At 69.1% G+C, this 26,376-nt stretch carries 22 protein-coding genes; 10 read left to right on the top strand and 12 right to left on the bottom strand.

Annotated elements, in window-relative coordinates; translation table 11 throughout:
- Positions 1 to 37: 37 nt before the first annotated feature.
- Positions 38 to 382: a phosphoribosyl-ATP diphosphatase gene (locus FSYMDG_RS03295; RefSeq protein WP_013872179.1), complete on the bottom strand. Its 345-nt coding sequence runs from the start codon at positions 380 to 382 to the stop codon at positions 38 to 40.
- Positions 383 to 586: 204 nt separating this feature from the next.
- Between FSYMDG_RS03295 and FSYMDG_RS03290 the strand changes: the two genes are divergently transcribed.
- The 3 genes from FSYMDG_RS03290 to FSYMDG_RS03280 all read left to right on the top strand — a co-directional run bounded on the left by FSYMDG_RS03290 (position 587) and on the right by FSYMDG_RS03280 (position 4,600).
- Entirely contained in the window at positions 587 to 1,381 is a 795-nt protein-coding gene (locus FSYMDG_RS03290) for an HAD family hydrolase (protein ID WP_013872178.1), read from the top strand.
- Positions 1,382 to 1,622: 241 nt separating this feature from the next.
- The gene (locus FSYMDG_RS03285) at positions 1,623 to 3,143 is read left to right on the top strand and encodes a TldD/PmbA family protein (RefSeq protein WP_050803662.1); all 1,521 of its coding nucleotides are present in this window, start codon (positions 1,623 to 1,625) and stop codon (positions 3,141 to 3,143) included.
- Complete coding sequence (locus FSYMDG_RS03280) at positions 3,140 to 4,600, top strand: TldD/PmbA family protein (protein ID WP_013872176.1); 1,461 nt, start codon at positions 3,140 to 3,142, stop codon at positions 4,598 to 4,600. The genes FSYMDG_RS03285 and FSYMDG_RS03280 overlap by 4 nt, the downstream gene beginning before the upstream one ends.
- 328 nt (positions 4,601 to 4,928) lie before the next feature.
- Here FSYMDG_RS03280 and FSYMDG_RS03275 read toward each other — a convergent pair whose 3' ends face one another.
- From FSYMDG_RS03275 to FSYMDG_RS03260, 3 genes are all read right to left on the bottom strand, one after another.
- Entirely contained in the window at positions 4,929 to 5,498 is a 570-nt protein-coding gene (locus FSYMDG_RS03275; RefSeq protein WP_013872175.1) for a bacterial proteasome activator family protein, read from the bottom strand.
- A 183-nt stretch (positions 5,499 to 5,681) separates the two neighbouring features.
- Positions 5,682 to 6,677 carry a zinc-binding dehydrogenase gene (locus FSYMDG_RS03270; protein ID WP_241250240.1) on the bottom strand — a complete coding sequence of 332 codons (996 nt, stop codon included), beginning with the start codon at positions 6,675 to 6,677 and terminating at the stop codon, positions 5,682 to 5,684.
- Positions 6,678 to 7,695: 1,018 nt separating this feature from the next.
- Positions 7,696 to 8,349 carry a hypothetical protein gene (locus FSYMDG_RS03260; RefSeq protein WP_013872172.1) on the bottom strand — a complete coding sequence of 218 codons (654 nt, stop codon included), beginning with the start codon at positions 8,347 to 8,349 and terminating at the stop codon, positions 7,696 to 7,698.
- A gap of 799 nt (positions 8,350 to 9,148) precedes the next feature.
- Here FSYMDG_RS03260 and FSYMDG_RS03250 point away from each other — a divergent pair.
- The 4 genes from FSYMDG_RS03250 to FSYMDG_RS03235 all read left to right on the top strand — a co-directional run bounded on the left by FSYMDG_RS03250 (position 9,149) and on the right by FSYMDG_RS03235 (position 12,309).
- The gene (locus tag FSYMDG_RS03250; protein WP_237702963.1) at positions 9,149 to 9,898 is read left to right on the top strand and encodes a SigE family RNA polymerase sigma factor; all 750 of its coding nucleotides are present in this window, start codon (positions 9,149 to 9,151) and stop codon (positions 9,896 to 9,898) included.
- Between the two features lie 314 nt (positions 9,899 to 10,212).
- On the top strand, positions 10,213 to 11,163 hold the full coding sequence (locus FSYMDG_RS03245) for a hypothetical protein (protein ID WP_043602867.1): 951 nt from the start codon (positions 10,213 to 10,215) through the stop codon (positions 11,161 to 11,163).
- A 250-nt stretch (positions 11,164 to 11,413) separates the two neighbouring features.
- The gene (locus FSYMDG_RS03240) at positions 11,414 to 11,860 is read left to right on the top strand and encodes a hypothetical protein (protein ID WP_013872168.1); all 447 of its coding nucleotides are present in this window, start codon (positions 11,414 to 11,416) and stop codon (positions 11,858 to 11,860) included.
- Positions 11,857 to 12,309, top strand: coding sequence for a DUF3817 domain-containing protein (locus FSYMDG_RS03235; RefSeq protein ID WP_013872167.1), 453 nt, complete (start codon positions 11,857 to 11,859; stop codon positions 12,307 to 12,309). Before FSYMDG_RS03240 ends, FSYMDG_RS03235 begins: the two co-directional genes overlap by 4 nt.
- Before the next feature lie 97 nt (positions 12,310 to 12,406).
- Here the strand turns inward: FSYMDG_RS03235 and FSYMDG_RS03230 are convergent, their stop codons facing one another.
- The 3 genes from FSYMDG_RS03230 to FSYMDG_RS03220 are packed head-to-tail and all read right to left on the bottom strand — an operon-like array spanning position 12,407 to position 17,239.
- A complete protein-coding gene (locus FSYMDG_RS03230) occupies positions 12,407 to 13,582 on the bottom strand; it encodes a right-handed parallel beta-helix repeat-containing protein (RefSeq protein ID WP_013872166.1) in 1,176 nt (391 codons plus the stop codon).
- A complete protein-coding gene (locus FSYMDG_RS03225) occupies positions 13,579 to 15,987 on the bottom strand; it encodes a right-handed parallel beta-helix repeat-containing protein (RefSeq protein ID WP_013872165.1) in 2,409 nt (802 codons plus the stop codon). Before FSYMDG_RS03225 ends, FSYMDG_RS03230 begins: the two co-directional genes overlap by 4 nt.
- A gap of 13 nt (positions 15,988 to 16,000) precedes the next feature.
- Positions 16,001 to 17,239, bottom strand: coding sequence for a glycosyltransferase family 2 protein (locus FSYMDG_RS03220; protein WP_013872164.1), 1,239 nt, complete (start codon positions 17,237 to 17,239; stop codon positions 16,001 to 16,003).
- Between the two features lie 384 nt (positions 17,240 to 17,623).
- On the opposite strand from FSYMDG_RS03220, the gene FSYMDG_RS03215 reads away from it, so the two are divergent.
- Complete coding sequence (locus FSYMDG_RS03215) at positions 17,624 to 18,958, top strand: UDP-glucose dehydrogenase family protein (protein ID WP_043604648.1); 1,335 nt, start codon at positions 17,624 to 17,626, stop codon at positions 18,956 to 18,958.
- A 21-nt stretch (positions 18,959 to 18,979) separates the two neighbouring features.
- Here the strand turns inward: FSYMDG_RS03215 and FSYMDG_RS27110 are convergent, their stop codons facing one another.
- The gene (locus tag FSYMDG_RS27110) at positions 18,980 to 19,789 is read right to left on the bottom strand and encodes a hypothetical protein (protein ID WP_013872162.1); all 810 of its coding nucleotides are present in this window, start codon (positions 19,787 to 19,789) and stop codon (positions 18,980 to 18,982) included.
- Between the two features lie 465 nt (positions 19,790 to 20,254).
- On the opposite strand from FSYMDG_RS27110, the gene FSYMDG_RS03205 reads away from it, so the two are divergent.
- Entirely contained in the window at positions 20,255 to 21,268 is a 1,014-nt protein-coding gene (locus tag FSYMDG_RS03205) for a polysaccharide lyase (RefSeq protein ID WP_013872160.1), read from the top strand.
- A gap of 173 nt (positions 21,269 to 21,441) precedes the next feature.
- On the opposite strand, the gene FSYMDG_RS03200 is transcribed toward FSYMDG_RS03205, so the two are convergent.
- The 3 genes from FSYMDG_RS03200 to FSYMDG_RS29385 form a co-directional block, all read right to left on the bottom strand.
- Positions 21,442 to 21,663 (bottom strand): hypothetical protein, encoded by a 222-nt coding sequence (locus FSYMDG_RS03200; protein WP_139342130.1) that lies wholly within the window; start codon positions 21,661 to 21,663, stop codon positions 21,442 to 21,444.
- A 404-nt stretch (positions 21,664 to 22,067) separates the two neighbouring features.
- The gene (locus FSYMDG_RS03195) at positions 22,068 to 22,799 is read right to left on the bottom strand and encodes a sulfite exporter TauE/SafE family protein (protein WP_258165220.1); all 732 of its coding nucleotides are present in this window, start codon (positions 22,797 to 22,799) and stop codon (positions 22,068 to 22,070) included.
- A 274-nt stretch (positions 22,800 to 23,073) separates the two neighbouring features.
- Complete coding sequence (locus FSYMDG_RS29385; protein ID WP_043602858.1) at positions 23,074 to 23,547, bottom strand: hypothetical protein; 474 nt, start codon at positions 23,545 to 23,547, stop codon at positions 23,074 to 23,076.
- A 1,257-nt stretch (positions 23,548 to 24,804) separates the two neighbouring features.
- Between FSYMDG_RS29385 and FSYMDG_RS26710 the strand changes: the two genes are divergently transcribed.
- Positions 24,805 to 24,987: a hypothetical protein gene (locus FSYMDG_RS26710; protein ID WP_043602856.1), complete on the top strand. Its 183-nt coding sequence runs from the start codon at positions 24,805 to 24,807 to the stop codon at positions 24,985 to 24,987.
- 927 nt (positions 24,988 to 25,914) lie between these two features.
- On the opposite strand, the gene FSYMDG_RS27105 is transcribed toward FSYMDG_RS26710, so the two are convergent.
- Positions 25,915 to 26,265 carry a hypothetical protein gene (locus FSYMDG_RS27105; protein ID WP_193353088.1) on the bottom strand — a complete coding sequence of 117 codons (351 nt, stop codon included), beginning with the start codon at positions 26,263 to 26,265 and terminating at the stop codon, positions 25,915 to 25,917.
- Between the last annotated feature and the right edge of the window lie 111 nt (positions 26,266 to 26,376).

Raw genomic sequence — 26,376 nt, 5'->3', positions numbered from 1 at the left:
CACAGTCCGGCACTGAACGCGCACCGAAGGGTCGTTATCACAGCCTGGAGTATACGTCGTGCGGTGTCAGACCCGCGGAAATCATCACCAGCTGACTCCAGTACAGCAGCTGTGACAGTTCCTCCGCGACCCGCTCCGCCCCCTCGTACTCCGCCGCCATCCAGGTTTCCGCGGCTTCTTCGAGGAGTTTCTTCCCGATGTGGTGAATTCCTTTGTCCAGCGCGTCCACGCTGCCGGATCCGGGCGTTCGTTCACGCCATTTTTCAGCCAGCTCGAGATATAGTTCGTCAAACGTTTTCATCGCTTCCCGGGCACCTTCCTTCCCACGGCCTTCCCGCCAGTCGCAAAAATGATCGTTCTGGACGCTGGAAGGGCTGTCCACCGCCCGGATCCCACTCCGGCCGGCGACCCAGGGACCTCGGCCTCCCGGACCACGCGCATGCTAACGCAGCACACTACGGCCCCGCGGGACACCCGGCCGCAGCATGATCATGCCCTCTTCGGCCCCACAACCCCCGAAACCCGGCCTCCGGCAGGATGGAGGGCAGTCGGCGCAGCCCGCGTGGATGCGGTTTACTGAACGACTGTGTTCTGCCCAGCGCTCGTCGCCACCGATCTCGACGGGACGCTGATCCGCACCGACGGCACGGTCTCGAAGCGCACCCGTGCCGCGCTGGACCGGGTCAGGAGCGCCGGGTCCGTCGTCATCTTCGTCACCGGCCGCCCGACCCGGGTCATGGCCGACATCGTGGCCCAGACCGGCACGTCGGGCCTGGCCATCTGCGCGAACGGCGCGCTCGTCTACGACCTGGACAACCACGCCACCCTCCGCCACCGCGTCCTGGACACCGCCACCGCGCTCCATCTGGCCACCGAGATCAGGGCGATCGTGCCGGACGCCGCCTTCGCCGTGGAGAGCGGCACCCGCTTCGGCCGGGAGCCGGCCTTCAGCACGATGTGGCCCGACCCGCACGAGGCCGTCGGGCACGTCACCGAACTGCTCACGGCCCTGCCCGCGACGAAACTGCTGGTCCGGCGCGCGCTGTCCGCGGGCAGCTTCGCCGACGTCCACGGTGCCATCGTGGCTGCCGCCGGATCGACGGCCGTGGTCACCACGTCCAGCTACGATCTTGTGGAGATTGCCGGGGCGGGCGTGTCCAAAGGCGTCGCCCTGGCGGAGATCGCGGCCGGGTACGGCGTGTCCGCGCGGCGCGCGATCGCCTTCGGTGACATGCCGAACGACCTGCCGATGTTCGCCTGGGCCGGCCACGCCGTCGCGGTCGCCAACGCCCACCCGGACGTCCTCGCCGCTGCCGACGAGATCACCGCCTCCAACGACGCCGACGGCGTCGCCCACGTCCTCGAACGCCTCTTCCGCTGACCGCGCCGCCTTCCATCGGCCGCGTCACCCTGGCGGCGGCGGGGCGGCGGGGTGGCGGCGGGTGACGCCGAGGGCCGCCCCGGCGAACAGATCCTTTCGCCGGGAGCGAGGATGGATCCATGCCACATCTGTCACCAGCACATGCACCGGCGGTACTCCCGTGAGCGGCCCTGGAGGGACTGGCCCTGGAGGGGTCACCAGCGGGACGGGGCCGGATGCCGCCGGCACCCCGGCCCACGACATCGACGCCGAGTTCCTCGCGCTGCCCCGGGCCGCCCTCGCCGACGCCGTCCTGCAGACCGCCCGTGACCTGGGCGCCACCCATGCCGACATCCGCATCGAACGGCTGCGCAACGCGTCGCTGTCCTTCCGGGACGCAGGCTTGGAAAGCCGCACCGACGGCCAGGCGGTCGGCTTTGCCGTCCGGGTCGTGCACAACGGGACCTGGGGGTTCGCCGCCGGTGTCGACCTCACCGTGGACGAGGCTGTCCGGGTGGCCCGGGAAGCGGTCGAGATCGCGCGGGTGGCGCGTCCGCTGAACAGCGAACCGGTGGAGCTGGCCGACGAGCCGGTGCACGCGGACGCGACCTGGGTGTCGGCCTACACGGTCGACCCGTTCGCCGTCGAGACGACCGAGAAGATCGAACGGGTCGGGGGGCTGTGCCGCACGCTGCTGGCCGCCAGGGACGTCGACCATGTCGATGGCCGGCTCGGCCAGGTACTGGAGAACAAGTTCTACGCCGACCTCGCCGGGACGAGCACCACCCAGCAGCGCGTCCGGGTGATCTGCCAGCTTGAGGCGACCCGGGTCGACCGCGCCGCCGGCGGCTTCGAGACCATGCGCACGATCGCCCCGCCGGTCGGCCGCGGCTGGGAGTGGCTGGTCGCCGGCCCCGCCGCGGGTTGCTGGGACTGGGACGCCGAGATCGAGCTGATCCCGTCCCTGCTCGCCGAGAAGGCCAAGGCGTCCTCGGTCGAACCGGGCCGCTACGACCTGGTGATCGACCCGTCGAACCTGTGGCTGACGATCCACGAGTCGATCGGGCATGCCACCGAACTCGACCGGGCACTGGGCTACGAGGCCGCCTACGCCGGTACCTCCTTCGCCACCCTCGACAAGATCGGCACGCTGCGCTACGGCTCCACCCCCATGCACGTCACCGGGGACCGCACCGCCCCCCACGGCCTGGCGACCATCGGCTACGACGACGAGGGCGTGCGGGCCGGGCAGTGGGACATCGTCCGCGCCGGCACCCTGGTCGGCTACCAGCTTGACCGCCGGATGGCGGCGCAGAACGCCGCCGCCCTGGGCACCGGACGTTCCAACGGCTGCGCGTTCGCGGACTCGCCCGGGCACGTGCCGATCCAGCGGATGGCGAACGTCTCGCTGCGGCCCGCGCCGGGCGGGCCGTCCACCGAGGAACTGATCTCCCGGGTGGACCGGGGGATCTACATCGTGGGTGACAAGAGCTGGTCGATCGACATGCAGCGGTACAATTTCCAGTTCACCGGCCAGCGGTTCTACGAGATCCGCGACGGCCGGATCGTCGGGCAGCTGCGCGACGTCGCCTACCAGGCGACCACCACCGACTTCTGGGGATCGCTCGAGGCTGTCGGCGGCGAGTCGACCTACGTGCTCGGCGGGGCGTTCAACTGCGGCAAGGGCCAGCCCGGGCAGGTCGCGGCGGTCAGCCACGGCTCCCCCTCGGCGCTGTTCCGGAACGTCAACATCCTCAATACCCAGCGAGAGGCAGGCCGGTGACCGCACAGTCCCACGAGATCGTCGAACGGGCGCTGGAGTCGTCGCGGGCCGACGGGTGCGTGGTGATCGCCGGCGAGTCGAGCACGGTGAACCTGCGCTGGGCGAACAACACCCTGACGACCAACGGCGCGACCCGTGACCGGTCCGTCACCGTGATCAGCGTGGTGGGCCGGGCGTTCGGGGTCCGCTCGGCAAGTAACATCGCCGACAGTGACGATCTGGAGAAGCTGCTGCGCCTGTCCGAGGCGGACGCCCGGGAGGCCGAGGACGCCGACGACTACGCCGATCTACTCGGCCCCGGCGCCGACGTCGGCGTGCCGCACTCCCCGGGCGAGACCGCGGTGGCCGCCGCCGAAGCTGTCGCGGAAGCCACCTTCACCGATCCCGCGCAGCGCACCAGCACGGGCGTGTTCACCGAGTTCGCACGGGAACTCGGTGAGGCGTTCGCCGCGGCGCGGGCGGACGGGCAGCGCCTGTTCGGTTTCGCCCAGCACGAGCTGACCACCACCTGGCTGGGCACCTCCGCGGGGCTGCGGCTGCGGCACAGCCAGCCGACCGGGTCGGTGGAGTGGAACGCCAAGAGCGCCACCCCGGCCGGCTCGGTGTGGCACGGCCAGTCCACCCACGACTTCACCGACGTCTCCGTGCCCGCCACCCACGCGCTGCTGCGCGAGCGCCTGGGCTGGAGCGCCCGCTCGGTGGAGCTGCCCGCGGGCCGCTACGAGACGCTGCTGCCGCCGTCGGCCGTCGCCGACCTGCTGACCTACACCTACTGGTCAGCCGCCGGCCGAGACGCCGCCGAGGGACGCACCGTGTTCAGCCGGGCCGGGGGCGGCACCCGGATCGGCGAGACCCTGGGCCCGGCCGGGCTGCACCTGTTCAGCGACCCGCTGGACCCGGAGCTGCCGGCGACCCCGTTCGTGATCGCCGGGGCGTCGTCGGCGACGTCGAGCGTGTTCGACAACGGGCTGCCGCTGCGGCGCACCGACTGGATCGTGGACGGCAGGCTGGCCGCGCTGATCCACACCCGCGCCTCGGCGCGCGACGCCACCGCTCGCGGCGACGGGAACGGCGGCAAGGTGGCGGTGACCCCGTTCATCGACAACCTGACCCTTGACGGTGGCGGGACGGCGTCCCTCGACGAACTGATCGCGAACACCTCGCGGGGGCTGCTGCTGACCTGCCTGTGGTACATCCGCGAGGTCGACCCGCAGCTGCTCCTGCTCACCGGGCTCACCCGTGACGGCGTCTACCTGGTGGAGGACGGCGAGGTCGTCGGCGCGGTCAACAACTTCCGGTTCAACGAGAGCCCGGTGGACCTGCTGGGCCGGCTCACCGAGGTCGGGGCGACGGTCCGGACGCTTCCCCGCGAGTGGGGGGACTGGTTCACCCTCGCCCGGATGCCGGCCCTGCGCGTCCCGGACTTCAACATGAGCTCGGTCAGCCCGGCAAGCTGACACCCCCGCGTCCCCGAAACGCCTGTCAGGTGACGCGGGCCCGTCCCGAAACGATCAGAAACACATGATCGGACGCTGTCGCATCATGAAAGTGAGGGAACAGGTGGCGCCATGACAGCCGCTTCCGCCCTCACTTTCATGAACAGAACCGGACGCGCACGCCCGACTGCCTGACCGGTGTTCCAGGCGTTTGCTGTTCCAGCATTTCCGTCGTTCTGGCCGCGGCCGGCGTCCATGGCGTCCCCACGTCCCCGCGCGGCCCGCCACGGCCGGCGGAGCCGGCGGCGGGCAGGCCTCCCACGGGTTCGACACAGGCCGCCCACGGGGTTCACAGGTAGGCGCCGCGGCCGAACTGCTCGCCCTGCTGGGGAGCGCTGGGCAGGGCCCGCCGGCGCATCTCCTCCAGTTGGGCCCGGGCGGCCATCTGCTGGGCGAGCAGCGCCGTCTGGATGCCGTGGAATAGTCCTTCCAGCCATCCGACGAGCTGTGCCTGAGCGATCCGCAGCTCGGCGTCGCTGGGGGTCTGGGAGTCGTTGAAGGGGAGCGTGAGCCGGCCGAGCTCCTCGGCCAGCTCCGGGGCGAGCCCGTCGGAGAGCTCGGTGATCGCGTTACGGTGGATCTCCCGCAGGCGTACCCTGCTCGCCTCGTCCAGCGGCGCTGCCCGTACCTCCTCCAGCAACTGTTTGATCATTGAGCCGATCCGCATCACCTTGTCCGGCTGGGGGACCATCTCCATGAGCGCGCTCGCATGATCCTTGTCGTCTTCGGCCGCGGGCGACGCGGCCGGTTCGCCACCGAGCTGGGCGGCCACGACCCGCGAACGGGCAGCCGTGGTGCCCTCGTCCAGTGTTCCGTCCGGTCCGACGACCACGACCCGTGGGTCCGGTTGATCTGCCATACACCCATCCTGCCTGCTCGATCCGACAGGTATGCGGCCAGGACGGAAACGAGTCCGCAACTGGGCACCGTCAGCAACGGACGACCACCACATCACTATCCGCCGCCAGCTCCGCCTTCCGCGGCCAGCGCGTTACGGGGCGCCCACGGCTACGAGATGTCCACGGCTACAGGATGTCCACGGCTACGGGGTGTCCACGGCGAGCAGGACCTTGCCCACGTGGCCAAGCTCCTCGACGTGCCGGTGCGCGTCGGCGACCTTCTCGATCGGCACCACCTGGTCGATCACCGGACGGATCGCCCCGGCCTCGACCGCCGGCCAGATCCGCTCACGGACGTCCGCCACGATCGCGGCTTTCCGCTCGTCCGGCCGGGCCCGCAGAGACAGCGCGTGGACGCTCCCCCGCTTGGCCAGCAGCGCCGCCAGGTTCAGCTCGCCCTTGCGCCCGCCCTGCAGCCCGATGACGACGATGCGCCCCTCGACGGCCAGCGCCTCGACGTTGCGCGCCAGGTACGCCCCGCCCATGTTGTCGAGGATCACGTCCGCGCCACGGCCGCCGGTGGCCTCCCGCACCCGGTCGACGAAGTCCTCGTCCCGGTAGGAGATGGCGAGATCGGCTCCGAGTTCGCGGACGCGCACCAGCTTCGCAGGGCTGCCCGCGGTGGTCGCGATCGTCGACGACGGCCGCAGGGCCCGCACCGCCTGGATCGCGAACGTCCCGATCCCGGACGCCCCGCCGTGCACCAGGAACACCTCGCCGTCACGCAGATCGGCGACCCCGAACACCGTCGAGTGGACCGTGGCCGCGGCCTCGGGCAGCCCGGCGGCCTCGAGCAGTGACACCCCGGCCGGCACCGGGAGCACGTGGCCGGCGGGGACGTTGACCCTCGTCGCGTACCCGCCGCCGGCGAGCAGGGCGCAGACCTCGTCCCCCGGCTGCCACGCGGTCACCCCGGCGCCGACCGCGGCGACCCGGCCGGAGCACTCCATCCCCAGCACGGCGGACGCGCCCGGCGGCGGCGGGTAGAAGCCCTGGCGTTGCAGCAGGTCGGCGCGGTTGACCGCGGAGGCGACCACGTCGATGGCGATCTCACCCGGGCCAGGCGGGGCGAGGTCGTCCACCTCCGCCCAGGACATGACCTCGGGAGCACCGAAAGACGCCACCGTCACCGCGCGCACCAGCCCACCGTATCCACGCCCGCCCGCGCACCGCGTCCGACCCGCACCCACGATCATCAACCGGCCGCGGGAACAGGCGTCCCCCGGCAGGAACGCGGCCCACCGGGCTTCGGTTTTCCGAACCGTGCCGAAGTCTGCTCAGGACCACTGGCCCCGACAACACCGGGAGGGGTCCCGAGACGACTGGCTTTTTTCTGGCCGAGAACCGATTACGGACGATCAGCAATTGGGCGTTCACAATGATGAAAATCGTCATCCGCCTACGGGCAGAAAACGGCTTTGATCAGCCTTTATTGATATCGTGCTCCCACGGTCTCCGCGTTCGGAAGTCCTCGGGAAGACGGAAGGGTTTCGTTACCGTACGGGCTGCCATACGGAAGATCAGAGACTAGCCCGAGACCAGTCGCAGTACGGCGGCCCCGTCGGAAGACCATCCGGCCAACTGGATCGAAACCGTCCTGGGTTCCGGAGCCGGCGGCCCCTGCACTTTACCGGGAGCGCAGAATCCGCTACGGAAACCACCGCCGCGGAGAAACGTGAAAATGGTACCGCAGGTGCCTTTGAGGGTGCCGGACGCCTGCCCGCCATTCGCCAGGCTCAGCTCGAAGTCGAGTCCGTCGGGACTTACCTTGGTCACGGAAAGAGCGTCGGGGCCGACCGCGATGTCGACCGGCCCGTGCACGGACACCTCGCAGGTGCCGTCCACACAGGCTTCGAACCGTGTGCCGTCGACCGCGTTTAACGGCGGAGGCGACGGAACGGCTCTGGCGACAGGCGAGGTGGTAACGGGAACGACGATGGACGCCGTGGTGGCGGCAGGTGAGGTGACAGGAGGCACAATGGTGGGCACCGCGGTGGCGACAGGGACGGTTATGGCAGGGGCGCTGGTGGACGCCGCGACGGTAGCGACCTGGGAGCCGCAGCCAGCTATGGAAAGTGCCGCGAGAAGTACGCATCCCACACGCCCGCGAGGTCCCGGGGTCAACACGGAGCCACCGTTTCGACAGGCCGTCATCGATTACTGGTCCTCTCGCTCTGCCACCGGCCATCCGGCGCGCTGGCGACGATGCGGCATACTCGCCAGCCGCACTCCCGCGAGCCCACACCGTTGGTTGCCGGCCGATCCGCCTACATCATGTCCGGTCAACGGTGTCATACAGTAGTTGCCATGCGGCGGATATTGTGACAACAGTGACTTTTCTTGACGCCGCACCTTGGCCTCCTGGCGAGCGAATGGCCGGATGACAAGCGCTCCCCGGATGACGGGGAAGAGCCCGAGCGGCTGGAACAAGCCGATGGACCGCGCGGAGACAAAGTTGACCAATCCGTTGAGCACAGCGATCGGCTCGACGATGACGATGGCAATGACGAAGCGGATGCATGACAGCCGGCGAGGCAGCATGGCCGCGCATGCCAGCGGCGCCCCGGCCAGCACGAGGAACACCAGCGCGACAATGCCGAGCAACCCGGCCTCGCCGGAATCGGCGTGGTCATCCGCGGCAGTGACGCCGAACAGCAGGACGAATGCTCCGCCCGCGATACCGAGCGCCGCCCGTATGAACATCTCGTCGATGACGACCGTAACAACCCCGCCCTGACACCATGGGAACGGCAGACTCTCCTGGGTGGCCGAGAGTCTGCCGCACGTCGTCATCGCCCGGCGGCCCAACATCGAGAAAAGTACCGTGGAGACCTGCCTGGAACGAGTCCGGCAGAAGTACCGCGGCAAGGGTGCCTCATAAAAAGCCCGAGCGACTACGTCAGACGTGTAAAAGAAGACCCGATCCGCGGCGACCTGCCGTGGACGACGGCGGCGGCTCCGGCACGTGACGTCGTCACCCATGCTGATCTGCCGGCCCGATGAAGCCCAGCTGGCCACCGGGTGGCATGCGAGCCGCCCCGGCCGGCCCGGGCACGGATCAGACGGGTTCGGGCTCGGGCTCGGGCTCGATCGGAGCGGGTTCGGTGTAGGGGGAGGGCTCGTGCGGGGCGGGCGGCAGATCGGGCGTACTGGGAAGCAGCGGAGCGGGGTCGTCCGGGATCGGAGTGTCCGGATCAAGCGGAGGCGGTGGGGCAGGCCGATGCACACGGACGTCCCGGCGAGCCACAACGACTTCGTGCGAAGCACCCATATGCGCCGGCATACCCCGACCGGTGTCCCACGGAAACATCGTTACGTCATCCGGCAACAGTCCGCGGACAGGATGAGGGAGTGAATCACCCGATCCCAGCCGGATGATGACCAAATCGTGGTGATGACCGAATTGTACGGACCCGCCGCAGCCCATAGGCTGCGCGCCGGACATACTTCTCTCATCCTGCCACCGGGCGAGATCCACACATGTGGCGCATCGCCCATCGGACGAGCTTCAGGAGCACGCCGGTTGGAACGGGACGGCGACACCATCGAAGCGGGCGGTGCCGTGGGTACCTCCGTGGTACCGGCGGACCCCGTGTCACCGGATGCCCCTGTGGCACCCGATGATCCCGTAGCGCCCGATGGCCATGTCGGTGACCGCGCCCCTACCCGCCCGGCCGCCGTGGACGGTGGCCCCGACGACCACGACGACCACGACGGCCCGGCCGCGGAGTTCCACGACTTCTTCGAGCGGCACCATCGCCAACTGTCCCGGCTCGCCTATCTGCTGACCAACGACCATGACGCCGCCGACGACATCACCGCCGACGCGTTCACCGCCGCCTGGCGGCGCTGGGACAGGGTCCGCCAGGCCGACAGCCCGCTGGCCTACCTCAGACGTACCGTCGCGAACATGGCCGCGAGCCGGCTACGGCGGATCGTGCGCGAGCGGCACGGCCTCGGCATTCTCGGCAGCCTGGCCGAGACCCGCAGCACCGACACCGACGTGCCGGCCGTCGTCGACGTCCGGACGGCGTTGATGTCGCTGTCGACCGGCAAACGGGAGTGCCTGGTGCTCCGGTACGCCTTCGACCTCTCCGAGGACGAGACCGCCCGCACCCTGGGGATCTCCGTCGGCACGGTCAAGAGCCAGACCTCGAAGGGCGCCGGTGAGCTGGAGCGCGTCCTGCTGGCGGGCACACGCGACAACGCGCGTGGGAGCGCCCGGGGGCCGCAGGCTCCGCCGGCGGCGGATCCCGTGGCACGGCTGGGCAGGAAGCATCCCGAGGCGCGCAAGGGGCTGCCACGCCGGCGGCGCGACGTCGATCCGCGGGCGCGGCTGCGGGGTGGGGAGGCGACATGACAGGCGGTCGCCGCTGCACCGGCCGTCGCCACCGCGGACACACCCTCGTGGAACCGGGGCCGTGGCTGTCCGAGACGCTCACGGACGCGGCGAACGCGCACGAGCCGGACAGCGCGCGGATCCGCGGACGCGTTGTCGGGCCGGGCCGTGAGACCCGCCCACCGCTGGCCCACGCTGCCGGCCGTCGCTCCGAAAGCCCGGATCGGCTGCCTCGTGACCAGCGACGGCGGCAGGGTCTGGAGCGGCAGGGCCTGGAAAGGACGGCCCCGCGGGGAAGAAGGCCGGAGAGACCGCCTGCCGTTTCCTCCCGATCCGTGACGATTACCCTGGGCGCCGTCGTCGGCGTGCTCGGCGTCGTGGCGATCACGCTGATCGGCATCCGGACAGTCCCGTCGCGCAATAATGATCATTCTATGTCGGCCACGGCGCTTCCGGTACCGCCGCCCGCTTCCGCGACCGGGGTCACCCTGCCTCTGCCCATCCCCTCGCAACAGCCCGCGTCGGCCGGGCCGACGTCACAGACCACACCCGACCCGGCCGCCGCGCCTCCGTCACCCCGAACACCGGCGGACAAGGCGCCGCGGGTCCAGCTCAGTGTCGGCCCGACGCCCCTGGAACGGATCATTCTGCCGACCCCGGGCGCCCGGGACTGGGTTCTTTACGGGAACGGCGCGAACAGATCCGCCGAGCGGGTACGCGCGAACCTGGCAGAACCGATCATTGGCCGGCTCAACGTGTCCGGCAGCGACCCGACGGTGGTCGCCGCTACCAGCCGGTTCGACTGGAGTGCGGGCAGCCCACAGCGGACGGGCCGCAACTATGCCGACGCCCTGGCGCTGCGGGACTCCGGCAGGTTCCGGCTTGCCGTCCCGACGGCCGGCCAGGCCGGCCGTCTGAGCCTGTACCTGGGCACGCTGGGGGTACGGGGCGTGGTGCGGGCCGACATCGACGGGCAGGATGTCTCGTCTGTCGTCGTGCAGTCGGGCCATTCGAGCAGATGGGTGGGTTCGGTAGTCGAGATCGACTTCGACCCGGGCTCGAGTGGAGGCATCCTGACCGTCGAGGTGTCCGCCCGGGCAGAGCCCGATTCAGATGACGCAGACGACCGCGACTACTCGAACAATCGCGACGAGCAGGACGAACGGCGCGACCCGGACGGGCGGGGCAGCCCCGGCGGCGGCAGGTTGTCCAGGCCGCAGCAGGTCCAGGCTGCGCCCCCGGGGCAGATCTCGCTTGCCGCGGCTGTCCTCTCCGGCCGCCGGTGAGCCGTTCTCGACGTCGAAAAAAATGTTCCGGACGCGGCAACCCCGCCAGGCTCCCGGGCGACTGGACATATGAACGTGCGGACAGCTCCGCTGCGCTCAGAACCGATGATCTTTCGGCTGACCAAAGCGCTGTTTCCGAACGTTCCGGCTCGCCCGTTCCCCGCTAACCCCCCCAGCCGGGGCGGGCGAGCCGCACTTGTCAACCCGTCCGACAGCCACGCCGGGCACGAACGGATGTAGCGTCGCAGACGTGCGCCGAATCCTCTTCTCGCCCTCCTGGATCCTGCGTCACGCGCTCGCACTGTTCATGATCGGTCTGTTCGCCAGGCTCGGGTGGTGGCAGTGGGAGAAGGGGCAGTCCGGTCGCGGGACCCTGCAGAACCTCTTCTACGGTGTGGAATGGCCGATCTTCGCCGCGGCCGTGATCTTCGGCTGGTGGCAGATGGTGCGCGAGGAACTTCGTCCAGGATCGGCGAAGAGGACTCCCGCGGCCGGTGAGGCGGCCCGCCCCGGTACGGACGGACAACCATGGAACGAACGCCACGGGCCTGGTGGGCCGGGCGGGTCCGGCACTGACGGTTCGCTCAGCAACGGCTTTGGCGACGACGAGGAGGATGACGAGGAGTTGGAGGCGTACAACCGCTACCTTGCCTCGCTCTACGAGCGGGACACGCCGTCCGGATCGGGGACACGGTGACACCGCCCACCAAGGAGGACGCCCGGAGCCCAGCCCCGGGACCGGAGCCCACGGCAGGCCCTGGAACGGCGGAAACGACGGCGAGCGGCACCGGTTCCGCCTCGGACTCCGGGCGCTTCAGCGAGCGCGCGGTCCGTCGTGCGCTGCTGCGCTTCCGGGTGATCGCCTATCTCGTCGGTGTGGGGCTGATCACGCTCGTGCTGGTGGGCGTGCCGCTGAAGTACCTGGCGGACGCCCCGGCGCTCGCCGAGACCGTCAGCCCCGTCCACGGGCTCCTGTTCATGATCTATCTTGCCCTGACCGCGGACCTGTCGTCCCGGTGCCGGCTGGGCACCGGGACGACCCTGTGGGTCATGCTGGCCGGCACGATTCCCTTCCTGTCGTTCGTGATGGAGCGCCGGGTCACCCGCACGGTGCTCGAACGACAGCGGTCCACTCACGGCACGTGAGACCAGTTCACAGCGTAACGACAACAACCACCGGACGTGACGTCACGCGACGCTGATAACCAATGCTGACGTCCGTCCGGCGGCGGAAACATTACGGCTAAGAGCACCTGATGTTGGAGAAGCCCCGCTCCGCACCCTGAATCCTGTTGTCACAACCGACCACGTTCTGGGTGCTGTCGCCGTTGTGGATATAAACCCCGAACCCTCCGCCGTTCACCGCGAGCGAATTGTTCCGGATGATGTTCCGTCGTCCCCAGCCGGCGGACTCGACGTGGGTCTGGATACCGTCCTTGATGCTTCCGCCGCCCCGGCCGGTGTTGTCCACGACGGTCCACCCGTTACCCTTGAGGTCGATCCACGAGTCGGCCTCGACCAGTCTGTCGGCGGACAGCGTGTTCCCGGAGATGATGCCGCCGGTGGTGCCTTCCTTGATGTCGATGTTCTCCGACGTCGTGCCGGCGATGTCATTCCCGATGATCGAATTCCGGTCGCTGTTGTCCGGGCGGCAGTTCGAGTACTTGCACCAGTTGCTGCTGGCGCTACCGACGTAGACACCTTCGCCGAACTTCTCCGAGCGGTTCCCGGTGTTCCGGATGACGTTCCCGGTCACCAGATTGTCGGAGCTGAAGGAACGCAGGTGGATGGCCTCGTCCCCGATGGCGCTCACACTGAGCCCGGCAATAATGCTGTGCTGGACGCCGTCCGCCATCACGCCCTTCTTGCCGTTGCGGACGCTGAAACCCGACAGGCGGACGTAGGAGGCATGGTCGATGTGCAGGATGTAGTCGGTGTCGTCCTGGCCGTCCAGCACGGCGTTGCGCGAACCGCACAGCCAGATCGGCTGTGCCGCCGTGCCCGACCTGGCGATGGTGAAGCCGCCGGCGTATGTGCCGTCGGCCAGTCGGATGACCGCGCCGGGCTTCGCCGACGCCAGCGCTGTCTTGAGATCACCGGCGTTACGGACAGTGGGCTCACCTGCCGGACAGGTCACCTCCTGGCTGCCGGACTGAGGCCCGCCGCCCTGGGTGACGACCGGCCCGGCCCCGGCGGCGGACGCCCGCGGGGAAGCCTCGGAAGCTGCCGAGCCCGTGGCTGGCGGCGCCTGCGAGCTCGCCGTTTTCGTGCCGCCCTGGCAGGCGGCGACCGTCACCGCGCACGCGAGCGCCACCGTCGCCATCACGTACTGACCCCAACGCCTGCGGGTGCCCCGGGAAGCCGGCCCTGTCGAGGGGCCGGCCGTCCCGGTGGGGACCCCCGCAGGAGGGATCGTCACAGTGGATCCCTCCTGGTGTAACGGTCACGATCTTTCCCATTGTAGGAAATCATCGCTCGCGATCCGACGGTGTCGTATTTCACCACCGCGGCACCTTCGCGATCGTCCTGGATCGTGGCGTCATCCGCCTCCGGGTCGCCCTCATAAAAACGATCATCTGGAAGCCGGTCGTTCCGGGCCTGCGGATATCCCTGTGGCGCGGCGGCGCTGGCGGGGTCACCTCCACGGAAATCGTCATCCTCGCCCTCGGCGAACCGCTCGAAGGGGTCGTCAGAATACCGTGCCGCATGGTCACGCAGGTAACGCAGGCCGTCCATGGTCGGGTTGTCGTCCTGGTTGGCCCGGGCACCATCACGATCACGCCCGCTGAACGCCCTGTCGGAGCTGCCGCTGCCGGGCCCCGCCTGCCGGCCGGCTGGGCCGGGCTGCGGCGTGGACGCGGCAGGCCAGGAGTGGTCGCCGTACCGCGGCCGGGATGCCGGCGGATACTCCTGCGCGGCGGCGCCGCGGTAGGTGGTCGTCCGCTGGGCGCCCTGGCCGGGTACCAGCGGTGTCCGTCCGCGGTCCCCGGGGCGCGGGGGCATGGGGATCACCTCGGTCGCCTCGACCAGCTCCAGCCGCTCGACGGCGGCCTGCAGGCCGGCCGGGCCGGCCGCGGCCGGCTGCGGGCCGGCCGGAACGGCACTCACGCTGGTCATGCGTCGTACCAGCAGATCGGACTCGGGATAGGGGTGTTCGTTGGCCGCGCGCTTGCGCCAGCGCCGGCCGGTACGCCAGCCAAGAATCGGCAGCAGTGCCATGAACGACCAGACGAACAGGGCCGGGTGCCGTTCAAAGATCGCGTACCACGGGCGTTCGAGCCGGGGAATCCACTTCGACGTGTCGTTGCTCTTCACGGCCGCAGCGGTGATCCCGACGGCTTTGCGGATGTCGACGGCTCGCCAGCCCCGGCCGGCCAGTGTGTTGTTGCCCACGGTCGTGCCGTCAGACTGGCCGCGTACAGTCACCGCGAACTCGGTCGAGCCGGATATCTTGTTACGGCTGATGATGCTCGTCGCGGCGTCCTGGGTGATGATCCCCATCCGCCCGTCGGCGAGCGTGTTGGTGGTGATGGCCGTCCGCTTGGCGTCCGGGCCGATCTGCAGGGCAGAGTCGGCCACGCCCCCGACGGTGTTGTCGAGGATCTGGGTGCCGTTCGCACCGCTCTTGACCACGACGCCCACCTGGCTGCCGGACACCTTGTTGCCGCGTACGACGGTGTCCTCACCGCCGAGGACCCGGACCCCGTAGCGCCCGTTGCCGCTCAGCGTGTTCGCCTCGATGACGGTTCCCTTGATCTGGTTGATCTGGACGCCGGTGGCGGTGGCGACGATGCCGATACCACGGCCGTCCAGCGTGATCCCGTCACCGCTGTTGTTCGTGATGGTGCTGCGCATGACCCGGGAGCCGGAGGCGCGGTCGATGGTGATGCCCTCGCCGTGGTTGCCGGTGGAGGTGCTGCCGGAGATGAGGGTGCTGACCGCGTCCCGGTGGATCGCCAGGCCGGCCCGGTCGTTGCTCTCCAGCCGCACATTGATCATCTGGATGCCCTCGCTACCGGAGATGTAGGCACCCCAGACGTTGTTGACGAACGTGGAGTTGGCCGCGCCACCGGTGCTGGGCTCGCCCTTGCTGCCCGTCCAGGCCACGCCGCCGGTACGGCCGTTCCAGAAGCCCAGGTTGGACACCCGGGCGTTGCGCACGACCAGTTCGCCACCCATCGTGCGGATGTAGGCGCGCCCGTCCACCGCGTTGACGTCGGGCTTGAGCTCCTTGATGTCCCAGCCGGTGACGTTCAGCGGCTGCTGCGCGTTACCGTTGATCTCGATGGCGCCACGCCAACTGGTGAGTCCGACGAATCCCGCCGGGCTGCTGGCGAGCCGCAGTGACCCGGCCCGCTGATCGATGATCAGGTGGGCGTCCGGCCCGACCACGATGTTGGTCAGCACCAGGGTGGCGCCGTCGACCTCACGGCGCATGCCGCCGGCGGCGGCGACCTCCTCGATCGTGTAAGGAGCCGGCCGGGCGGGCAGCAGCAGGGTTGGCAGGCTGCCCTGGGTCTGCACCATGGCAGGTGCCCGCAGCACCCCGAACTTCTCGAACATCGACCGCAGGCGGATGTCCTCGGCGTCGACGAGCAGGGCCTGCTTCTTGGCGTCCGCCGAGGTGACCGGGGGCAGCGGCGATGAGGGCGCGGCCTGCGCGGGGCCGGCCACGCCGATCAGGACGGAGGCGGCCCCGAGAAGGACGCCCGCGCACACCCCACCGCTCAGGACACGAGCCCACGGTCGCCGACGGCTGGGGGACGGCCCGGCGCCGGGCGACAACCCACGGCGGACGGAGAATCCGAGCGTCGGGATGATCATGAAACTCCGATCATTATTGGCTCACCCGAACGGACGCGTCCGACTGCCCCTCGCCACCGATCAGGTCGGCACGCCGGGTCAACCAGCCCTGCTTGTTCATCGAGATGAATGCCCAGGTCTTGATGGGCAGAGCAACGATGACGATCATCACGACCACCACCGGGAGGATGAAGATGTCGCGCGGCTGCTCCCGCAGATGCGACAGCCCGCGCACGGCACGCCCGCCCAGCAGCCACGCGACGGCGATGAGGGGGGCGTTTGCCTGTGGCCGGACCATCCAGAACCCGAGGTAGGTCATGGCCACCCCCATGGTGATCGGGGTGAGCAGGATCTGGAGGACGCTGATCTGGCAGATCAGCGGCTGGCGCCACAGCCAGCCCTTGTAGATCGCGGTCAGGTAGCAGCGATAGGAGTTACGGCTCCACCGCACCCGCTGCTTGATGAACGCCTTCAGCGAGTCGGGGAACATCGACATGGCCCGGGCCGTGTCCTGGTGCACGGTCTTGTAACCGGAGGCGAGGGTGAGCCAGGTCAGCCGCCCGTCGTCCCCGGCTATGCACCGTCTGCCCAGGAAGAACTCGTTCTCCAGGTTGTGCAGCACCGGCAGGATCGCGGACCGGCGGTAGGCCGCGGTCCGTCCGGACAGGCAGGCGACCGCGCCCGCCCGGCCCTGCGCCGGCACGTAGTCGAGGTAGCGGATGTCGACCAGCCAGTTGGCCACCCTGCGCCAGACGCTGGTGCGTGCGTTGTAGACGCTCTGCCGGGTGCCGACCCCGCCGACCTTGGGATCGACGAACGGCATCTGGACGGCGGCGAGCAGGCCCGGCTCCCAGGCCGTGTCGGAGTCGCAGAGGACCACGATCTCCTTGGTGGCGGCCTTGATGCCCACACCGAGGGCGGAGCGCTTGCCCTCGTGCACAAAGGGAAGGACACGCAGGTTGCGGTGCTCCCGCGCGTGCCTTCGCAGCCGGCTGATGAGCTCGGTGTCCTCGACGTCCGGGACGATGATGATTTCGTCGGGGTTCTGCGCCAGCCACGTCTGTAGACAGCGCTCTATGACATCCGGGTCCTCACGGAAAGAGGGGACGACGACGGATGTGGATGCCCGAAACTTGTTGTTGATCGGCTTGTAACGAGATGACAATACACGTCGGAACAACCACACCGACCACGAGATCACTCCCGCGATGCCCAGGGGAACAAGTCCCCAGTACGATCCGACGCGGTCGATCACGGTGCTGAGCGCGTCCATTGCCTAGCGTTTTCCCTCCGAGGGGTTACCGTAAAGACCCATCTGAAAAGCAGCGGCCCGGTGGCCCCTCCCCCTCATATCGGCCAAAAACTTGACCGTCGGACGCGAAGGCGCATAGAACCCCACCCCCGATGGCAGTTACACCGGAGGTTAGCAGTGTGACGTGAATCGCACGTACCCCGGGGCGTCGGTCGCTACGGAACACACCTACCCTGTCACGAGAAATAACGCGACCCCGGCAGATTTACTCTGCGATCACGAGGTGCGTGCATAATGCCTCTTCTTCGCATCGCATGACTCCGGGTGGCGGCAAACGTTAACGGATCATGTCGAATGCACAACGCCCATAGTCAGATTACCGCCAACTGGGAGTTGACAAACCACATGGGAACAACGGTTGTTGATCCATTGAGAATTTCTGTCATTGGAACCGGCTACCTGGGCGCGACACACGCGGTCTGCATGGCTGAACTGGGCTTCGAGGTCATCGGTGTCGACGTAGACCCGGGCAAGATCGAGCGGCTCACCGCCGGCGAGGTGCCCTTCTTCGAGCCCGGCCTGGAGGAACTGCTCCGCAAGAACCTGGAGTCCGGCCGCCTGTCCTTCACGACATCGCTGGCGGACGCCGCCAGCGCGGCGGACGTCCACTTCGTCTGCGTCGGGACGCCCCAGCATCCCGAGTCGAACTCCGCGGACATGCGCTACGTCGACGCCGCGGTCAGCGGACTGATCGCGGGTGGGCTGCGGCCGGGCTCGCTGGTCGTGGGCAAGTCCACGGTCCCGGCCGGGACGGCGGCCCGCCTCGCCGCCTGGCTGTCCGAGCAGGCACCCGGGGTCGAGCTCGCCTGGAACCCGGAGTTCCTGCGGGAGGGCTTCGCCGTCGACGACACCCTGCGCCCCGACCGGCTCGTGTTCGGCGTCGCGCCCGGCGGCAACGCCGAGGCGACGCTGCACCGCGTCTACGCGTCGGTGATCGCCGCCGGCACGCCCGTCGTCACCGTCGACTACCCCACCGCGGAACTGGTCAAGGTGGCCGCGAACGCCTTCCTCGCCACCAAGATTTCCTTCATCAACGCGATGGCCGAGGTCTGCGAGGCCACCGGGGCCGACGTCACCCACCTGTCCAAGGCCATCTCGTACGACACCCGGATCGGCGGCCGCTTCCTGCACGCCGGCCTCGGCTTCGGCGGCGGCTGCCTGCCCAAGGACATCCGCGCCTTCCAGGCCCGCGCGACCGAGCTCGGCGCCGGTGAGGCCGTGGCCTTCCTGGCCGAGGTGGACGCCATCAACCTCCGGCGCCGCACCCGCACCGTCACCCTCGCCACCGAGGCGCTCGGCGGCGACGTCACCGGGAAGAAGGTCGCCGTGCTCGGCGCGGCGTTCAAACCCAACTCCGATGACATCCGGGACTCCCCCGCCCTCGCGGTGGCCGACACCCTGCGCAAGGCCGGTGCCACGGTCGCCGTCTACGACCCGGCCGCCATCCCGAACGCCCGGCGCGCCTACCCGGAGATCATCTACGCCGACAACGCCGTCGACGCCGCGATCGGGGCGCATATTGTGCTCCATCTCACAGAATGGACAGAATTCCGCGAGCTCGCCCCGAACGCACTGACCGCGGTCGTCGCGGCCCGCACCATCATTGACGGTCGCAACACCCTCAACCCGGCCCAATGGCGTGCCGCGGGCTGGACGTACCACGCGCTCGGCCGTCCCTGACAAGTCGGCGAACCGACAGCATCAGCCGGAGCGCCACGACCGAGTGGACACGACGCTCCGGCTGATCGCTACCGCGCTCCGCCCGGCCGGCACGGCGGGGTGGTCCGTCACCGCCCCGGGCAGGCGGACCGCAAGCCGTTCGTCAGGGCCGAGCCAGCTGACCCGCCCCAGCCTGCGACCGGGACGCGGGCGGCCCGCCGCCGTCGCAGGCATCCCCGCCGCACGAAGCTGCGCCAGTTCCGTCCCGAACGCGAAAACGCGCCCGTCCGACCAGGTGAGCAGGTCCTGCCCCGGGTCGCCGGTACGGGCGCACACAAGCTGCCGGCGGTCCGGCTCCCAGATCAGCGCGACCCAGTCCCCGCCCAGCGGCCCGAGACAACGTTCGCCGTCCCTGCGGTAGGCGGCCGCGAGCAGGCAGGCGTCGGTGGAGCCCACGCAGGCAGGAGCCCCGGGCCGGTCATCTGACACACCGGCCGCAGGTTGCGCGTACGGGCCGGCTGACGCACCGGCCGACAGGTACGTGTGCGGACCGGCCGACGGTTGCGCGGGCAGGACAGCCGGGGCACCGCCACGCGGTGAGATCGGGCCGCTCCCACCCCGTCGCCGCCGTCCGGGGCAGCCGTCGAGGACGACGACCAACCCCTCCGCGTCCACCGCGATCGGTGGTGTCGGGTCACCGGGGAACCCCGAGGCCGTCACCACGCCGAACGGCCCGTCGAGGTGCACGCCCCGCGCCGGCGGCAGGCCCACCGACGACGAGGCGAGCATCGCCGTGAGGACCGAACGCCGCACCGGGGCATCGTCCAGGCGCAGCAGCCCGCAAACCGTCATACCCGCTCTCCCGCGATCAGCGGTCCCCGGGCGTCCGCCCGGCCCCGCCCACTCCCGCCCGTTCCTGTCCATGACCGTCATCGACCGGCCGGCAGCGGGTGGGCCACCCTGGCCCCGGCCGCGCTGCATTCAACGCGGAAAGTAGCAGCACGCCGTCGTCGTGTCGCCGTCGTTCACCCCGGCCACCGTTCGCGCCGGGACCACCACCTGGCAAGCGAAACGATACGGACAATTACCGGCCGGAACGGCGACAGATTTTCCGCCGGAAAACGCGGACGACGGCAGGCGCACGATCCCCGGATAAAGATCGGGGCTCGGCGCCCAATGGACCCGACCCCAAAAGGACCACAACAGCCGACGGCCACAGTGACCCACCGATATGCCTCCGAGCGGACAGTGTATCGTGACCCGGAGAATTCTTGAGATCACCCCCCAGCCCAGCGGCGCACGAGCGGGAGTCGGTGGATGAACGACAGAAACGGATTGTACCTGCCCAGAGTCCCTGGTTCGCAACCCTCCCGGCCCACCGATGACGGGATCATTCTTCCGGGCCGGCCGGGCCGGACCCGGCGGGCCGTGCTGGGGTCAGCCCTCGGTCTGCTGGGTGCGGCGGCGGCAGGCTGTTCCCGGCCCGACAACACCTTCGACCCGGCCAGCGAGGTGCTTCCGCCAGATGCCGACGCGGTCACCCCTCCTCCCACGACCGGGCCGCCACCGACTCTGGCAAACGGGGCCGCGGACTTCTTCGGCAAGGGCCTCGTCCCGCAGCAGCGGGCAACGTTCGGCCTGGACCGCGCGCAGATCCCGCCCTCGGACAACCCGCGCTTCCCCCGGCTGGTCCGGGTGGCGCTGCCGGCCGGCTCGGTCAACGACGACGCCGACCGGCAGGTCTACAACGACGGGAACACCTACGGTGGCAGCCAACTCTTCCTGGCCATGGAGGACCAGCCGACAGAAGAACTATACCTGCGTTATTATTTGCGATTCCCGGAGAAATTCGATTTCAATAAAGGAGGAAAGCTCCCCGGGCTCTTCGGGGTCCTGTACAAGCCAGCGTCCAAGGAGCGCACCAACGACTACCAGGATGGTTACGCCAGCCGGTTCGCCTGGCGTAAAGGAGGTGAAGGACTAATCTATTCGAACACCGCCCGGCCGGACGACCCCATCGCCATGGTCGGCAAGAAGAAGTGGATGTGGGAGCCCGGTAAATGGATTTGCGTCGAGCATGGCGTCCGCATGAGCTCCGATAAGTTTTCCCAGGAGCTCCTCGTCGTCTGGATCAACAACCAGGAAGTACACAAAGAACACAGGTACAACCCGCGTATTTCCGACCGGCTTCGCATCGGCGGCATCATGTTCTCCGTCGTGTACGGCGGCGGTGACCGTTCGTTCGCCCCCAAGACGGACACCAGTATCGACCTCGCCGGCTTCGCCATCGGCGCCCAACGGGTCGGTCCCCTTCCCGACCCTCCGGACTGAAACCTCGGGCCGCGTTCCCGGCTGCTCCAGGCCCGGCGCGGCGGGGGTCCGAGCCCGACAACCCCTGAACGGACGGACGGACAGAGCCCCCGTGAGGGCATCCGGCCGTCCTCTGTTCCGTTGTTCCGTGTCACCCACCCCAACGAGTGGCTGTCCTCCGCTGGGAGAAGGTTCTACCTCCGGCCACCACGACCGGAGCGGGTGGCCAGGCGCGGCTGGCAGTCCGCCAGATGGGCGTCGAAACCCTGCACGTTCTGCCAGGTCGCATGGCAGACCCGGCAGTGCGTGGTCTCCGGGTCGCTCCACTGGGCGCTGCAGCCACCACAGGTCGCCGTCACAGGCGTGTCGCCCTTCCTGATCGGCTGGCCGGCGTTACGGACCGGCAACGGCAACATCGGCTGGGCACGTCGTGGCGTGCGGCCTGACGGAGTCTGGCGTCGGATCGGCACCCGGTCATCCTGTCCCAGAATGGGCCAACCACGGCGCAACCTTTTCCTATGAGCGTGGCAACGAGACTCAACACGCCCCGCCGGGCACCTCCGTACGAGCAGACGGCCCCGACAAAAGCCAGTTAAATCACATACAGCCGGCATATGATTACGTACAGTCCAAAAAGTATGAAAGGGACCCGGTGGCGCTGGTGGCGCTGGTGGTGCTGGTGGCGCTGGTGGCGCTGGTGGCGAGGAGAACACCGGTGGTCTCCAGGCGCGGCCCGCCGGTGTTTCTCCGCCGCTGATGAGACGACGCTCCGGGCACGGTCCCAGGGACGTCGCTCTCAGGGACGTCGCTCCCGTGGACGTCACAGGTAGGCGTCCACGGCGAACTTCACCGCGAACCCGATGGCCGCGACACCGATCAGCAGCCGCAGCGCTCCCACCCGCAGCCGCCGTACGATCGCCGGGCCGAGCGCGCCGCCTATGAACAGGCCGCAGGCCAGGGGCGGCACAGCCGGCCAGTACACCGGCCCGAAGACCGTGAAGGCCGCCGCGGCGACCCCGTTCGGCATCCCCAGGAGCACGTTCTTCATCGCGTTGACCCGCGGGAGCGGTTCGGGTATGGCAGCGCCAAGCACCGCAAAGAGAATGATCCCACCGCCGGCGCCAAAATAGCCGGTGTAGACCGTGGAGGCGAACAACGCGACGGCCAGCGGCGGCCCCCGCTCATCCAGCAGGCCTCCGCCTCCGATCGGGCTCATCAACCGGTGCCGACACAGCACCAGCGCACCGGCGCCGGCCACCAGCCAGGGCACCACTGCCTCGAAGGCGCCGGCCGGGCTCGCCAGCAGGAGCAGCGCCCCCGTCACCCCACCCGCGAGACTCACGGGGCCCATCCGCATCAGCCGCCGGTACTGCCCCGCCAGCTCCGAGCGCGACCCGATGGCCGCGCCGACCGCCACAAAGACCAGAGAAACCGTGTTGGTGACGTTGGCCTGCACCGCCGGCAGCCCGAACCACAACAGTGTCGGGTAGGAGACGACGGAGGCCAGCCCGGCCACGGTCGAGGTGATCCCGGCCAGTACGCCGCAGACGATCAGCGTCAGGGAGTCGGCGGCTGTCAGCGGGCGGCCCGCACCCGGGCGGTCGGCCCATCTGATCCGTCGACACGAAGTGGGCGCTTCCGAACACCTTGCCGCATACCTGCCAGGATATGCGCTCCGAAGCAAAAAAGATCTTTCCGTGAACCGGCTGTGACCCGATCCGCGTGCCCGTGCCGTCCAGGCCGCGACGGCAGCAGCGACACGAGGGACACGGCGTGGCTTGAACGGTCACTCCGCCATCCGGATCAGACACCCGGACGGCGGAGGATCAGCCGAGCGACACGTTGAGGCAGAGCCGCAGCAGTCCGAGCAGGCTCGGGCACGAGTTCTGCCGCGGGGCGGCCTGCTGCGTCGGCGTGGGAGTGGGCTTCGGGGTGGACGCCGCGGCAGGGGTGCTCTTCGCCTGCGCGGGCGCGGCAGGTGCGGGTGAAGAAGCCACCGCGGTCCTGCCCGCGACAGACGCGGGGGGAGCGGGCGCGGATCCGCCACCCTGGGCCTGCGCGGAGGCGGGCTCAGCTGCCATCAGACGCGGCGTGATGACGCCACCGCCGGCCGCCGGTGGCTGCCCCGGCGTCAGCGCGCTGACCGCGACCGTGGAGCCGCCCGGGACGCCTGTCGGACCTGCCGGATACGGGGAGGCCTGACCCGGATACGACGGCGCCCACAGTTGATCGTCGACGTGGGCGGGTTCCCTGCCGGTGTCCGGGCGGACGGCAGCGCCGGACGGCGCGGAGCCCGCCACGATCGGCCCCGCTACGACCGGTGATGTGTCAGTCGTGTCCGATAAGGAAATGAACCCCATCCCGCCGACCACGAAGGCGGCAGCCCCTGAAATAACCGCGAGTCGCATTATCGGCGCGACCGGGGAATCGCGTCGGCGATGGTGAGACCTGGAGCGTAACATCGTGAGGTAGCGGCGAGCGCATCCTTACTCGATAGCATGGACAGAGTACTGAGACGAGGTACTGAGACAGCGTGCCAAGGATGCTGACCGTACCACTTAAGCCGACAACCTGATAGAGCTTTGGCGCCGGGCCGCCGGATCGACAATTGGCGATCAAGGCGGCCAGTCGAAAATGTCGATCTCCGGATCCGCCGCTGACGCAGACGTCCACCACGATCATTTCCTCGGGTGAACAGCGTCCATGGCCGGCCGGCGAAGAGCATCTGAGGCCGCCGGCAACGAGGGTGCGCAGGCCCGTGGCAGCTCCCACCGCATGGCGCCGCAGGCAGGGCCCGGGCTTCGTGACCCCGCCCCACGCGCCCCACCCATCCGCGCCCGCCCACACCTGCCCGGACCTGTCATTTACCTGCCCATACCTGCTTCTACCTGCGCGATCGCCTCACGAGCAGGCGCCTTCCCAGTCTCTTCCCGGCTTGCGCCAGGCAGGACTCGGCCCGGCTTGGCCGGGTCGACGTCCGACGCCTGCCAAGGGTCTTCCAAAGGTCTTCCGGGAGTCTCGGCAGCGGCGCCCGCGGCAGGCCCGCCCGTCGCCACTTCGTGATCCAGACGGCCGATGGCCGCGCACCGAACGGACGCCTCGCTCCCGTCCGCACGACGGGGCCGCCGGCTTCAACCCACGACGGGTGAACGCTTATACCGCCCTTCCCGCGGAGCGGCAAGTTCTCGGAAGAGATATCTCTACTGGGCCGGCCCACCGGGACCGGGAACAGCACGGCCGATGAGACTACGGACGGCCGGCAAAGTTTTGTATACGGCCACGGTCGGCGGCGGCTGCTCGGCCGAGGCGACGGTTCCATTTCTTTGGCACTGTCGACGATGCCAGGAAACCGACGGCGAGTTCCGCGACGGTCTCGCGGAAGAAGGATTCGGGAACGGCGCTGAATCGGCAGCTTCAGCTGGGATGGTCACAGAAAATCACCGACTGCCGTCCGATGATCCGCCGGACGGCAGTCGGTGGCCGGTTTCGCACCGCCGTGAGGGGCGTCACGTCACCGGGCGGAGACGCACTCGTCCTGCGACATCAAGATCGCCATTATGGACGCCGACACCCTCGCCGCGGGCGGGCACCATGCCCACCATCTGCTGTTTCCGCGCCATGCGGGCACCGGCGGACGCACGTCCGATGATCGCCTGGACGGACCGGCGCCCGCCCGGATCCACCCCCGTGGCGGCCTCCAGGCTATTCCCACGGAAAACGCGCCCGGCTTACAGCAATAACGCCGAACCCTGGCAATGCGCGCTCTCTACAACATCCACCGAACACTCGTAAAGATCACATCAATGAACTACGGTGATATCCACCACAACACCGACGGCCACAACGCGGCGAAGCCAGCATGGAACTACACAGCGTCCAGGGGCGGCCACTTCACACCCTCCGCCGCGCCCCCTTCTCTGCGTTCCCGATCACAGGATAATTTTACGAACCGTAAAATTTGGAGATCGGCCCCGGGCCGCCCCTGTAGGGATCCCGACAGGCATCCACGGGCAGCACGGCCGTCCCGGCCGCCCACCCGGTAGATCACCTCGCCGACGCCCTCGCCACGATGCCGCGCGCCGGGCCCGCACAGCGCCCCGACCATACCCCAGAAGAAGGCCCTCGGACCCCGTGGCCATCTCGTCCCGCCAGCCCCCTCCCTCGGCCCGTCGGCTGCCCTCGTCCAGCCAACTCGTCCAGCCAGCTCGTCCGTCCGCCGTCTCCACGCCACGACCCAGAGGCCAGACGGCGCCGCAACCCGCCGGCCGTATGACGCCGTGGACGCAGCGGCCCGCCGGCGCGACGATCTCGATCTTTCAACACGAGGCTCGCGATCTTTTCAGTCCGCCGAAGCACGCGACCGGGATGATCGACAGGCGCCTTCATCACTTATGGCACTATAAAAAATCATCACTAGAACTCCAAAATCACAATTGAAAAACAACTACCGCCTGATGTCGTGGACGTCGAAACGGCCGACTGCCCGTGCGCGACCAGAGTAGACAGTGGAGAATGCTCCACAAGGGGCAGGCAACGTCGCCCGTCACCCGCCGTCACCCACCAGTCAGGACGCGTCCATTCCGGGCAGCTCCAGGTCGCTCTCCGTCCAGAGCCCGGACCGACAGCATCCATGGCTGCCAGACCGTCCGTTCCGGATCACGCTTATCTCAGGGCCAGCCTGACGGCCCTGAGATCCGACGGGACGACCGGGACGACCGGGACGACCGGGACGACCGGGACGACCGGGACGACCGGGACGACCGGGACGACCGGGACGACCACATGATCCCGAGATGGCACGCACAGCAGACGCGCCGCTCTATGTCGGATGGTTGACAGCTCGCCCGTGTGTGCGGCTCCGCGGCCAGCGAGGCGAGGAGCGCGTCGAATCCGTCCCCGCCGTAGCAGCGGATGAACCGGTCGGTCTCCTGCTCTTCGAGCGCCTCGTCGACATCCCGCTTGGTCCCGGGATCCGCGTCGATCTCCTCCGCGCCAGCGAAGATCGATGGCAGCACCACCCAGGTCGCCGAACGAGTTGGGTGGACGCGGCATCCACGTCCTAACTCAAGATCCATACGACGTGCCTCACCAGCCAGGACCAAACCGCGCACGACCGCACAGCCGCGACC

This window comes from Candidatus Protofrankia datiscae, assembly GCF_000177615.2.
GTDB lineage: Bacteria > Actinomycetota > Actinomycetes > Frankiales > Frankiaceae > Protofrankia > Protofrankia coriariae.
The sequence above is the reverse complement of the archived record's forward strand: the minus strand, read 5'-3'. Positions and strand labels throughout refer to the sequence as shown.